14 protein-coding genes and 2 riboswitches are annotated in these 12,521 nt (G+C 41.0%); of the genes, 1 reads left to right on the top strand and 13 read right to left on the bottom strand.

Features of this window, described 5'->3' with window-relative positions; genetic code table 11:
• Positions 1-103 precede the first annotated feature (103 nt).
• From B7697_RS07405 to B7697_RS07395, 3 genes are read right to left on the bottom strand one after another with little or no spacing between them, the layout of a single operon-like run.
• Positions 104-2,347, bottom strand: coding sequence for a heavy metal translocating P-type ATPase (locus B7697_RS07405; RefSeq protein ID WP_084951082.1), 2,244 nt, complete (start codon positions 2,345-2,347; stop codon positions 104-106).
• 9 nt (positions 2,348-2,356) lie between these two features.
• The gene (locus tag B7697_RS07400; RefSeq protein WP_000935061.1) at positions 2,357-2,728 is read right to left on the bottom strand and encodes a cupredoxin domain-containing protein; all 372 of its coding nucleotides are present in this window, start codon (positions 2,726-2,728) and stop codon (positions 2,357-2,359) included.
• Positions 2,729-2,738: 10 nt separating this feature from the next.
• On the bottom strand, positions 2,739-3,134 hold the full coding sequence (locus tag B7697_RS07395) for a CopY/TcrY family copper transport repressor (RefSeq protein ID WP_004256226.1): 396 nt from the start codon (positions 3,132-3,134) through the stop codon (positions 2,739-2,741).
• Positions 3,135-3,317: 183 nt separating this feature from the next.
• A riboswitch (TPP riboswitch) is annotated at positions 3,318-3,415 on the top strand.
• Between the two features lie 83 nt (positions 3,416-3,498).
• Between B7697_RS07395 and thiD the strand changes: the two genes are divergently transcribed.
• A complete protein-coding gene (gene thiD / locus B7697_RS07390) occupies positions 3,499-4,290 on the top strand; it encodes a bifunctional hydroxymethylpyrimidine kinase/phosphomethylpyrimidine kinase (RefSeq protein WP_000221754.1) in 792 nt (263 codons plus the stop codon).
• Positions 4,291-4,438: 148 nt separating this feature from the next.
• On the opposite strand, the gene thiE (B7697_RS07380) is transcribed toward thiD, so the two are convergent.
• The 10 genes from thiE (B7697_RS07380) to B7697_RS07335 form a co-directional block, all read right to left on the bottom strand.
• Positions 4,439-5,071, bottom strand: a complete 633-nt coding sequence (thiE, locus tag B7697_RS07380; RefSeq protein WP_084951079.1) for a thiamine phosphate synthase — start codon at positions 5,069-5,071, stop codon at positions 4,439-4,441.
• Positions 5,064-5,867 carry a hydroxyethylthiazole kinase gene (thiM, locus tag B7697_RS07375; RefSeq protein ID WP_084951077.1) on the bottom strand — a complete coding sequence of 268 codons (804 nt, stop codon included), beginning with the start codon at positions 5,865-5,867 and terminating at the stop codon, positions 5,064-5,066. Before thiM (B7697_RS07375) ends, thiE (B7697_RS07380) begins: the two co-directional genes overlap by 8 nt.
• On the bottom strand, positions 5,867-6,391 hold the full coding sequence (thiW, locus tag B7697_RS07370; RefSeq protein WP_084951075.1) for an energy coupling factor transporter S component ThiW: 525 nt from the start codon (positions 6,389-6,391) through the stop codon (positions 5,867-5,869). The genes thiM (B7697_RS07375) and thiW overlap by 1 nt, the downstream gene beginning before the upstream one ends.
• A 4-nt stretch (positions 6,392-6,395) precedes the next feature.
• Entirely contained in the window at positions 6,396-7,088 is a 693-nt protein-coding gene (tenA, locus tag B7697_RS07365; protein ID WP_084951073.1) for a thiaminase II, read from the bottom strand.
• A 10-nt stretch (positions 7,089-7,098) separates the two neighbouring features.
• A complete protein-coding gene (locus B7697_RS07360) occupies positions 7,099-7,749 on the bottom strand; it encodes an energy-coupling factor transporter transmembrane component T (protein ID WP_084951072.1) in 651 nt (216 codons plus the stop codon).
• Position 7,750: 1 nt separating this feature from the next.
• Positions 7,751-9,136, bottom strand: a complete 1,386-nt coding sequence (locus B7697_RS07355) for an ATP-binding cassette domain-containing protein (RefSeq protein ID WP_084951070.1) — start codon at positions 9,134-9,136, stop codon at positions 7,751-7,753.
• Positions 9,137-9,697 carry an ECF transporter S component gene (locus tag B7697_RS07350; RefSeq protein WP_084951068.1) on the bottom strand — a complete coding sequence of 187 codons (561 nt, stop codon included), beginning with the start codon at positions 9,695-9,697 and terminating at the stop codon, positions 9,137-9,139. It lies immediately after the preceding gene.
• 147 nt (positions 9,698-9,844) lie between these two features.
• Positions 9,845-9,933: riboswitch (TPP riboswitch) on the bottom strand.
• Between the two features lie 209 nt (positions 9,934-10,142).
• Positions 10,143-10,772, bottom strand: a complete 630-nt coding sequence (thiE, locus tag B7697_RS07345) for a thiamine phosphate synthase (RefSeq protein WP_084951066.1) — start codon at positions 10,770-10,772, stop codon at positions 10,143-10,145.
• Between the two features lies 1 nt (position 10,773).
• Positions 10,774-11,556, bottom strand: a complete 783-nt coding sequence (thiM, locus tag B7697_RS07340; RefSeq protein ID WP_049544375.1) for a hydroxyethylthiazole kinase — start codon at positions 11,554-11,556, stop codon at positions 10,774-10,776.
• Between the two features lie 233 nt (positions 11,557-11,789).
• Positions 11,790-12,458, bottom strand: a complete 669-nt coding sequence (locus B7697_RS07335) for a TenA family protein (RefSeq protein WP_084951063.1) — start codon at positions 12,456-12,458, stop codon at positions 11,790-11,792.
• Positions 12,459-12,521: the final 63 nt, after the last annotated feature.

Genomic DNA, 12,521 nt, shown 5'->3' with positions numbered 1-12,521 from the left:
GACTTTACTAAGAATCTGCTCAGAAGTTTTTATTCTCTATTACAGTACAGTTTGAAAACGTTTTTAAACTCTGTTTTATAATAAAAAGCGAGCAAGCCCGCTTTTAATCTATTTTACTAAAGTTGAGTAAGAGTGAACTAGTCAGAACAGATACAGAACTAAAGGCCATGGCTAGACCTGCCAGTTCTGGATTGAGGGCCAGTCCAACACCTGAAAAGACTCCTGCCGCAATCGGAATTCCGGCGACATTGTAGATAAAGGCCCAGAAAAGATTGAGCAAAATTCGATTAAAGGTTTTCTTACTCATGTCGAAGGCACGAACCACTCCTAGGAGGTTATTGGTTGTCAACACCAAATCTGCTGACTCGATAGCGATATCTGTTCCAGCTCCCATAGCAATTCCAACATCTGCTACACTGAGGGCAGGAGCGTCATTGATACCGTCCCCAACAAAGGCTACTTTGCCAGCCGCTTGTAGTTTATGGATTTCATGGGCTTTTTCTTCTGGCAAGACACCTGCAATGACCTCTTCGATTCCAATCTGATCTGCAATAGCACGCGCCACACCTGCATTGTCTCCTGTCAGCATGACTGTTTTAAGACCTCGTTTTTTCAACTGACTGATGGCAAGCTTAGCATTTTCCTTAGGAATATCTTGCAGAGCAAGCAAGCCTTTGATTTCATTGTCAACAGCTAAGAACACAACTGTCTTAGCTTCTTTTTCCAGTTCTTCTAGTTTCTCCTGATAAGCGCTAGAAATGTCCATGCCATCCAGCATTTTAGCATTTCCAAGTAAAACTTGTTTTCCATTGATTTTCCCTGAAACACCTTTTCCGTGCAAGGCTTGGAAATTTTCAACAGTGTGAAGCTCAAGTCCAGTTTCTCTAGCTCGCTTAACAATAGCCTCAGCCAGTGGGTGTTGAGAAGTTTCTTCCAAGGAAGCTGCCAATCCAAGCACTTCTACTTCGTCGCCGATGATATCTGTGACCACAGGTTTCCCTTCAGTCAAAGTCCCGGTCTTATCAAAGACGATAGTTTGAACTTTCTGGATTTCCTGTAAAACCGTTCCATTTTTGAGGAGAACTCCCATCTTGGCACTGCGTCCTGTCCCTACCATAAGAGCCGTCGGTGTTGCGAGACCCAAGGCACAAGGGCAGGCAATAATCAGAACTGCTACTCCATAGAGAAGCGAAGATACAAAGCTCGCTCCAAGCACAACTACACTATCCCTGAGCAAGACGAACCAAACCCAAAAGGTCACAATCCCTAAAATGACAACTGCTGGGACAAAAATCCCTGAAATTTTATCCGTCAAGTCCTGAATCGGCGCACGACTTGTCTGAGCTTTCTTCACAAAATCCACAATCTGAGCCAAAACAGTCTCTGAACCAACTTTTTCTGCTCTAAAAACAAGTGTTCCACTATTATTGATGGTTGAACCAATGACGGTATCTCCAACTGTCTTGTCCACTGGTAGGCTCTCACCTGTCACCATAGACTCATCAATACTAGAGATACCTTCTACTACGACACCATCAACCGCAATCTTTTCACCGGGACGCACTCGAATCAGGTCACCTACCTTGACTTGCTCCAAAGGGACTTGAACATAGTTATCCTCACGCAAGACTTCTGCAGTTTTAGCCTGCAAGTCAAGTAATTTCTCCACAGCTTGGGAAGTATTTTTCCGCATTTTCTCCTCAAAAACGGCTCCCATAAGAACGAAGAAGAAGATAAATGCAGCACTTTCAAAGTAAACGGGGAGACCTGCAAAGAGGGCAACTAGGCTATAGCCATAGGCTACTAGGGTTCCCAGAGCAACCAAGGTATCCATGTTGGCATTGTGCTTTTTAAAACTAGCCCAAGCACTTTGGATATAAGGACCACCTGCTACTAGCATAATCGGTGTTGTGGCTAAAAAGGTGCCCCAACGCATGACTTGGTGACTAATTCCTCCTGTCGACATCCCAATCATGAGGATCACAAGAGGCACAGTAAAGATACTAGTAATCCAAAAACGCTGTAAAAGTGATAGAGATTTTCGAGTCTTCTCAACAACTGTATAACTTCCCTTTTGCATCTTCATACCACAAGAAAATTCATGTTGACCTAATTCTTGAGGTGTAAAACGAATGACTTTCTCCTCATCTACGCCGATTGGTTCCAAGATGCCTTCTTCTTCAAACAGAATTTCCTTATAACAGTTTGAAGGTGTCACACGGTGAAAGGTGAACTCAGCAGGAACTCCTTTTTGCAGTTGAATGTGGGCTGGATGGTAGCCTTTGTCTGCCGTGATACGGATTTTTTGAACACCACTTTCAAGACTTGCTTTTACAATTTCAGTCATATCATTCTCCTATTCTACAATCATCTTGCCGTGCATCATATTCATGCCACAAGAGAAACCATACTCTCCAGCCTGCTCAGGCGTGATTTCCACTACATACTCTTCTCCCATAGGCAGGTCCGCATGTACACCAAAGTCTGGAAAAACAATTTGGTCCAAACAGGGTGAAGGGTCCTTACGGTCAAAGACAATGCGGGCTGGCACTGATTTCTTGAGGATAATCAACTCAGGCGTGTAGCCCCCCATGACCTCCACTCGAATCTCTTGGTAGCCGTTTTTTTGCTGGGCCTTTTGTCCAGATTTTTCAGGTTTTTTGAAAAACCAAAACAAGATAAAGGCGATAAGGGCAATACAAATAATGGTTACAATACTATTTAACATGACGTCTCCTTTACATACAATTACATCTTACTTCTGTCACAGCGTTTGATTTCTTCTCAGAAATCACAGCTTCCAACTCTTCCAAGTCAGCCTGAGTAAAATCACATTCAGCAATCAAATCAGCCAGCAAGTTCTTAATCCTACGGGAACAAACCTTGTCCTTGATATCTTGGACAAGCAAATCCCGACTTTGGTCTAGAGTTAAAAGAGCTGAATAAACAAAGGACTTACCTTCTTTTCTTCGAGTCAGGCACTCTTTCTCAACCAAACGAGCCAAAAGAGTTTGAATGGTCGACTTGGACCAGTCAAATCTCTCCGCCAGAACCCTGATCAAATCCATACTGGTCTGCTCTCCTTGCATCCAAATAATCTTCATGACCTGCCATTCTGCATCTGAAATCTGCATAATCACACCTCCAAAATCTACATTTGTCAATTACAATTATCAGTATACTCTTAAAATCTACATTTGTCAACTATGAAATTAATCTTTTCTTTGAAAAATTGAATTTTAACCCTATGATAAAGGATTTGCAGTCAAATCTTACTATATAAACTATGAAAATATGCTATACTAAAGAAAAAAGAAAACAACCACTAGGGGTGCGTAAAGCTGAGATTAACAACTGTTAGACCCTTTGACTCAATCTAGGTAATGCTAGCTGATGGAAGTGGAAATGATAATGGGGACTAGCAGTCTTCTATTGCCTTCCTGAAACGGACTAGCTTGTTCTTAAGAATACAAACTTCAGTTGGTTGGGAGGTTTTAGATGACTTATTTACCCGTTGCTTTGACCATTGCAGGGACTGACCCTAGTGGTGGTGCTGGCATTATGGCTGATTTAAAGTCGTTCCAAGCTAGAGATGTCTATGGAATGGCCGTTGTGACCAGTCTTGTCGCTCAAAATACCAGAGGCGTTCAATTAATCGAGCACGTTTCTCCTCAAATGTTGAAAGCCCAATTGGAGAGTGTCTTTTCTGATATTCCACCTCAGGCTGTAAAAACAGGGATGTTGGCAACTACTGAGATCATGGAGATCATCCAGCCCTATCTTAAAAAGCTGGATTGTCCCTACGTCCTTGACCCTGTTATGGTCGCAACAAGCGGAGACACCCTGATTGATACCAGTGCCAGAGACTACCTAAAAACAAATCTACTTCCCCTTGCAACTATTATTACACCCAATCTTCCTGAGGCAGAAGAGATTGTTGGTTTTTCAATCCATGATCCTGAAGACATGCAGCGTGCCGGTCGCCTGATTTTAAAAGAATTTGGTCCTCAGTCTGTTGTCATCAAAGGAGGCCATCTCGAAGGCGGTGCCAAGGATTTCCTCTTTACCAAGGAGGACCAATTTGTCTGGGAAAGTCCACGAATTCAAACCTGTCATACACATGGTACTGGATGTACCTTTGCTGCAGTGATTACTGCTGAACTAGCCAAGGGGAAAACCCTCTATCAAGCAGTCGATAAAGCCAAGGCCTTTATCACAAAAGCCATCCAAGACGCCCCTCAACTCGGTCATGGTTCTGGCCCAGTCAACCATACAAGCTTTAAAGATTAAAAAAACTCTCTAGTTCCCACTTTAAGGGAATTAGAGAGTTTTTATACTTCTTCAAACCACGTCAACTTTATCTGCAACCTCAAAGCTGTGCTTTGAGCAACCTGCGGCTAGCTTCCTAGTTTGCTCTTTGATTTTCATTGAGTATTAATTAGAAAATAATGTCATCCAACTTTGTTAAGAAGGCTTGCGTTTTTGCCTCTATATCTTCTGCCTGCATCAAATCACGCACTACAGCTACACCAGCTATACCCGTGCCGATAAGTTGGTCAATATTCTCTGATGTCAAGCCGCCAATAGCAACTACTGGAATGGCGACCCTTTGGCAAATTGTCTTCAAGGTTGAAATCAGGGTGATAGGCGCATTTTCCTTGGTCGTAGTCGGGAAAATGGCTCCTGTCCCCAAGTAATTCGCCCCTCCTTCTTCTGCCTCGAGGGCTCTTTTTACAGTTTTAGCTGTGACACCAAGTATTTTGTCAGGGCCCAAGACTTGTCGAGCAACCGAAACTGGTAGTTCATCGTCTCCGATATGCAGACCAGCAGCATCAACTGCGAGACAGACATCCAAGCGATCATCGATTATCAAGGGTACCTGATAGGAATCTGTTATTTCCTTGACTTGTTTTGCCAGTTGATAATATTGATTGGTTGTAAGATTTTTTTCTCGCAATTGGACTATAGTAACCCCTGAACGGCAAGCCGTCTCAACCTTTTCAAGAAAGCTTTCCAAGGAATCTTGGTAGCGATTGGTTACTAGATACAGTCTAAGCGCCTCTCTATTCATAAACATCTCCTTTGATGGCATCTAGCCAATTTTCATCTCTTTTGAGGAGCGAAAGCTGATTGAGTACTTGGTATCGAAAATCTTCCAATCCCATTCCTTGAACAACTATTCTCTCAGCGGAGATATTGAGATAAGAAACCGCTAGGAAAGAAGCTTCAAAGGCAGTCTTTCCTTGGCTGAGAAAAACAGCTGTTAAAGCTCCAACCAAGTCTCCTGTCCCTGTTATCCAGTCTAATTCAGCACAGCCATTTCCCAGTACAGCGACCTGATTCTTCGAAACGATGAGGTCCTTAGGGCCTGTGACTAAGAATGACATACCTGGATAGATCTGACACCAGTCTTTCAAGACTTGAAGCAAATCCTCAGTTTCTTGATCTTTAGCACTCGCATCTACCCCAACGCCGTGGTGTTTTAAGCCAACAAGACTTCGGATTTCCGACATATTTCCTTTAAGTACCGTAGGTCTATAGTCTAAAAGGTCTTTAACTAAGCTCTTACGAATGGATGAAACTGTTACGCCAACTGCATCTACTACCATTGGAAGACAAACTTGATCTGCATAAGAAGCTGCCATACGGATTGCTTTTTCCTTCTCAGCTGACAAATGCCCCAAATTGATGAAGAGTGCCTGGCTTTGCTTAGTAAAATCAAGAACCTCACGGGAATCATCTGCCATAACTGGTTTACATCCCAGAGCCAAAATCCCATTTGCCAGCATCTCACAAGAAATCTCATTGGTAATGCAGTGAATGAGGGAAGTTGTTTCCAGAGGAAAAGGATTTGTCAATTCCTTCATCAGTTTATCCTTTCATTAAAAAAATATCCCTGCACTTTTTTAAAGAATTCCTGCTTGATTAAAAATCGAAAGGCAATAAAGGAAATCGCTGTGCCAATCAAGGTTGCTCCGAAAAATCGAGGAGTGTAGATAAACCAGCTAAGCTTAGCGGCCGATCCTGTAAAGAGTACCATAACAGGATAGGAAACAATAGAACCAATAATACCTGTTCCCAAAATTTCTCCCAAGGCAGAAAAGTAAAATTTTCGACCATACTTATAAAAGAGACCTGCTAGAAGGGCTCCAAAAGTCGCTCCTGTTAGAGCTAAAGGCGGAATTCCTTGAGTCGTCATACGGATAAAGGCTGTCACTGTAGCCATAGCCAAGGCATAAACAGGTCCCATCATGATTCCTGCTAGAATATTGACTACACTGGACATCGGTGCCATTCCCTCAATCCGAAAGATAGGCGTAAGGACTACATCAAGGGCAATCATCATGGATAAAATGGTTAATTTGTGAACTTGTAATTGGTGCTTTCTCATATTTCTATTCTTCTCCTGTTTCTAAAGACTGTAAATCGCTCTTCCATGTCTGGTGTTGGTAGGCCATTTCCCAAAACTTAGCTTCCATATGAACACTGATGTGGAAGGCATCTAGCATTTTTTTCTTGTCTGTCTCGTCACTTTCTCGATAGAGTTGATTGACCAGCGCTCCCTCCTCTCTGATCTGCTGCTCTAACTCATCCGTAATATAAGTTTCAATCCATTGTTGATAGAGAGGATTTGGTGATGGTTTAAGATTAAGTGATTTGCCTATATCATGATATAGCCAAGGACAAGGCAGCAAACTTGCAAAAACAATGGCTAGATTTGCTTCTTCAAATTGACGATAAATGTGAGAGATATAATGATAGCAGGTTGGAGCGATTGGATGTTGCTCTATTTCCTGATCGCTGATTTCCAATTCCTTGAAAAATTGTTGGCGGATAAATAACTCACCTTCCACTAGACTCTGAGCATTTTGTTTCAAGAGTCTTTTCATCTCTTGATTTGAAGTCTTATCAGCCAAGAGGTGATAGGCTTCTGAGAAGGCCTTCAAATAGTAGGCATCCTGAATCAAGTAATAGCGAAAGATGGACGGGTCTAAATTACCCTCTTGCAACTGTAAAACAAAGGGGTGATGAAAGGAAGCCTGCCAAGCTTCCTTAGATAATTCCATCGCAATATCTGTAAATTCCATAATAACTCCTTTATAAAAATAGACTGGTTTGCAGCAATAAAAAGAAAAGCAGGTAGATTAATTTTGTTTTTTTAGCAATATAAAAAGTCCGATAGCAATTCTCCACCTGTGCATGTTCGTCATATCCATGCGCCGACAGGGCTCTCAGGTAAAGATGACGCCACCTAAAGACTGTCATCAGAACCTTGCTGTAAATCAAGGGCGACCAAACATGCAGTTTTTGACCACGCAGTAAGCACGCTTCCTTGAGGGACTTGATTTCTTGCTGAATGAGAGGAAAGGAATTAAATACCACAATCAAGGCATAAGCCCATGACCGTGATAACCCCTTTTGAGCCAAGTACAAGAGAAGTTCTTTTAAGGAAATAGAGGAAACAAAGACAAGTCCTATACAAACTGTAACGAAAGCCCTCGTTCCGAGCATGACTGCCTGCGAAGCATCCCCATGTAACTGAACTGCCCAGTAGTTGGCCAAGGATGGCAAAATGGCGAGCAGAATCATCCAAGCCAATACTTTAAATCGACGGTAATAGAGCATAAAGAGAATACAAAATGCGACTACCGAAAGATTCAGAGCAATCGAAGGAATGAAAGATGTTTCCAGCGATAAAATTAGCAAGAAGAGACTGATAATCGGTGTCTGGGTTGCTACTTTGACCATACTATCTCACCTCCCCTTGGGTATTGCTACTCTGAGATGTGAGTAGTTTGGTAATTGTCACTTCTTTCACATGACTGAGACCCTGACTAGTCATCTCAATCCAATAATCAACCACAGAGATCAAGGGATCTAAACGATGGCTAATGATCAGAAAACTTCTTCCTTGATTTCTCTCCTCCACAATCCACTGACAAAAATAATGGCAGGCTCTATCATCCAAACCAGCAAAAGGTTCATCTAGCAAGATCACAGAGGCCTTACTAGTCAAGATGGTCAAGAGCTGAAGAATCTTTTGCTGGCCACCACTTAATTGATAGGGACTCTTATCAAGAGCCTGCTCCAGATCAAAATATTGTAAAGCTTGGAAAATTCGCTGATTTCTTTCAGAATCAGGTCCATCTAATTGAAGCTCATCTCGCAGACTGACTCTGATAAACTGTTTCTCAGCTTCCTGAACAACACCCGTCAGGTCACGATACAAACTCTTTTTCTTTTTTAGAACCGAACCCTTCCAAGTAATGCGCCCCTTATACTTTTGAAATTGAAGAATAGACCGAAAGAGGGTTGATTTCCCGACACCATTGTCACCCAAGATACAGGAAATTCCCTGGTAAAATGTAAAATTCACAATCGAAAAGAGGGAACGCTTATCCAGCTCACAAGACGTTCGATCCATATGGAACAGTTCCGGGCTAGAAGCAACCTCCTTTGAAGCAACCTGTGTCATCTCAGAGGTAGGGATTTGAAACACTTCCCTTAGTTGTCCATCTCTTAGCTCCACCATATGGTCGATATAGGCTTCATAATCAGATAAATCATGGTCGCACAGGATGACTGCCTTCCCATTAGAGGCTAACTCTTTTAGAATCTCCAATATCTCGATTCTGCTCTTGCGGTCAATGGAAGCGAAGGGCTCATCCAAGAGATAGACCCTAGGATTCATAGCAAAGAGAACAGCCAGTGCAGCCTTTTGCTTTTCCCCACCTGATAAGTGATGAATTGGACGGTGCAAAATCGCCTTGCAGCGACATTGCTGGACAACCTCTGCTATTTTAGAATCAATTTCCTGAACGGGATGCCCAATATTTTCCAAGGTAAAAATGAGCTCCTCAAACAAGTTCTCCATAGTAAATTGATGATTGGGATTTTGAAAGAGAATACCAACCGTCTGGACACGTTCGATGATAGAAAGCTGACTGACCTCGCTCCCATTTATCAGGACTTGACCCCTATAGGGAAGAGAACTGACTTGGGCAATCATTTGAAAGAGACTGGATTTTCCTGAACCACTGCTCCCAACTAACAAGGTAAAGGCTTGCGCATGAAAAGTAAAATCAAGCGGCTCAGAGAAGATTGGGGACTGAATCGCTCGTAGTTCCAGCCCCATCTATGCCTTGCCCCCAGATGCAAACTGATGATAAAGTTTGACAATGGCACGAACCAAGATAGTACAGAAGAAAAAGACGGAAATAAAGCGCACCACAAACAAGGAAAGCACAAAAGGAAGGGAAAAGGCGTAATATCCTAACTTAATGTATTCATAGACAAAGCTAACAAGCGTAATCCCAATACTATTGGCAGTTAGAGAGAGCCAACTTTCATAGCGATTCTTGGTTACGATAAAACCAAGTTCACTTCCCAAACCTTGAACCAAGCCAGACAAAAGAGCGCCTAGACCGAATTGGCTACCATAAAGGACTTCAGCAAGCGCAGCTAGTACTTCTCCAATCGTTGCACTTCCGACTCTTGGAACAAATATGGCAGCGATGGGCGCAGCCATACACCAGAGACCAAAGAGGATTTCATTGGCAAAGGCCTGTAAACCAAGAGGGGCTAAAATCAGAGTGAGGATATCAAACAGATAGCCAGATCCTACAAAAACGCCACCAAAAAAGATAGACAAGAAAGCAAGTAAAATAACATCTTTTAACTGCCATTTTTTCAACATAAAAAAACTCCTTTTTTAAAGAAAAGTGGGGCATTCAAGGTGAGCTACCTAAATGCTTTGTATCCAGTTTCGTAAAAGAAAAAACTCTAATTACAGATAGAAATTAGAGTTCAGCTTACAAGATTAGATGGTTAGTTTCTATAAATACAAAACCATTTCACATTTCCCTTCGCCAGTCTTAACTGTATCAGGTTCAATGGGTATCATCTCAGCCTAAAGCACCCCAAATGTCTTTATTATTTAATTATATAAATATTATAACAAACGATTTTTTCCAGTTCAAGAAATTGAACTGGAAATACAGCCTTGCACTCACAAATACAGCAGATCTTTCTTTTGCAAAAAATAAATAACATATTTGATGGATTAGCTATTTGAACTGAATCTGGACATATCTTTTTAGAAAAGGAAAACTTCCACTTACTCAGAATCCAAGGATAGATACCTATTGTTCACTCATTTCCCGAACAGTTTTTTCTATATTTTTTGCATACGATATTGCTGAAATGATTGAAACACCGTCAACATTGGTCTTCATAATGTCTTTAATATGTTGCGTCTGTATCCCACCAATTGCAACTAAGGGCATTTGTGGCAATAGTTTTCTCATCAATTTAAGACCTTCATAACCTATAGCACCACCAGCATCGCCCTTTGACTGGGTATCAAATACAGGACCAACACCCACATAATCTACATATTCAACTTTTGATTGTTGAAATTCGTCCTCGTTTTTTATAGAGAGACCAATTATTTTATCTGGCATCAATTTTCTAATTTCATCAACACCGAGGTCATCTTGTCCTACATGTACGCCATCAGCGTCAATTTCCATTGCCAAATCTATATCATCATTAACGATAAATGGAACATTATATTTTTTACAAAGATCCTGTAGTTTAATTGCTAATTCGACTTTTTCTATACCTTCCAGGGCTCCCTCCCCTTTTTCACGAAATTGAAATAAGGTTATACCACCTTTTAAGGCTTCCTCAACGACCGTATATAGATCTTTACCTTGGCAAGTAGTCGTTCCACAAATAAAATATAGTTTTAGTAATTCTTTATGAAACATCTTACTTCACTCTTTTGAATTCCTTTACATCTTCATCTGTAATCTCATATAAGGCATTTATAAATTCAACTTTAAATGTTCCAGGAAGATGCCCATTTGGACGTTTTTCTGCCATTTCTCCAGCGATATTGTAAACCAACATTGCTGTTTCTAATGATTTCAATTCTTGACCTTTTTCAAGTCCGATAAAGCTTGCTACTACAGCACCTAATAAACATCCTGTCCCAATAACTTTTGGCATCATGGCACTACCATTATGAATCGTTACCACTTCTCCATTTACCGCAATAGCATCCACTTCACCTGTTACTATTATAGGAATATTGAACTTCTCATTTGCTGCTAGAGCAATTTCATCAATATTATCTACGCCCGCACTATCTACTCCTTTAGATGCCACATTTATCCCTACTAAAGAAGCAATCTCGCCAGCATTTCCCCTAATCGCTGCTAGTTTATAATTGTTGATTAGATTATCTGCTACTTTTTTTCTATATTCTCCTGCTCCACAAGCTACAGGATCTAAAACTGCTGGGACATTATATTTCTCTGCAATTTTCAGAGCAGCTTGGTATAACTTCCAATTTTCATCTGTCAATGTTCCTATGTTTATTAATAAACCTCCAGCATACTTTAATAAGTCCTCTAAATCTGCTGGAAACTCACTCATGGCTGGTGATGCACCTAGTGCTACTAATCCATTTGCTGTGAAATTTTTTACTACATCATTGGTTATACAAATGACCAAAGGTGCTTTTTCTTTTAATAATTTTAAACTTGTCATATTGAAATTCTTCCTTCTAACTTTATACGATCTACTGATTTCGATTTATCTCTATCTTTCGTTAAGAAATTTTTCAGTTACATTGAATGTTTTATGCTCAATGAAAATCAAAGAGCAAACTAGGAAGCTAGCCGCAGGCTGTACTTGAGTACGGCAAGGTGAAGCTGACGTGGTTTGAATTTGATTTTCGAAGAGAATTACCTCATAAAATTTGTAAATATCCTGAACTTTCTCTAAGCGTCATAGCCAATATCAAAAAAGGCTAATTCTAAAGCAACCGCTTGATTCCAGCGTTCCTGAAGTTCTGTCAAATCCTCTCTACCTTTCCCAACACGATTGAGTTCGTCAACCAGAAATTGAACCCACTCTGCAAAGAAAGGACCTCTGTGGAGATTGATCCATTCCGAATGAATATAGGCTTCAGGTAGAGCCAAATCTTTAGAACCCCAGTCTAAATAGAGACCTTCTGCAATGACTAGCATGACCAAAAGATGAGCATAGTCTGCTGATGACACAGCAGAATACATAAGCTGCTGAAAGGTTTTTGTTACAGGATGCAAGGTCACTTCCAGATAGTCATTCTCAGATACTTTTAACTCTTTGAAATCCTTTTGGAAATAACCGTCTTCATCTGCTTCAAGAAAGCCTAGTTGCTTGGCAAAACGAAGCTTGGATTCAAGCTGGTCTGCATGAGCTACGCAGCCACCCAGCATAGATAAGAAGGCATCAAAGAAGTGATAATCTTGAATCAGGTAGTCTTTTAAGACCTTATTCTCAATTGTCCCCGCAAAAAGTTCCTTAACAAAACGATGATTGATTGCAGCTTGCCAATCTTTCTGACCGCTTTTTAATAATTCTCCAACAATCAAACCTGGCTCAAATGCATAGTCTTGTGTTTCCATATTTACTTTTCCTCTCTTTACTCGTTCGTAATCGACAAAACATCAAGAAAATCCTAGTTTTAC

The organism is Streptococcus mitis, assembly GCF_002096895.1.
Classification (GTDB): domain Bacteria; phylum Bacillota; class Bacilli; order Lactobacillales; family Streptococcaceae; genus Streptococcus; species Streptococcus mitis_AH.
Note: the sequence above shows the minus strand (reverse complement) of the source record. Positions and strands in the feature narration are given on the sequence as shown.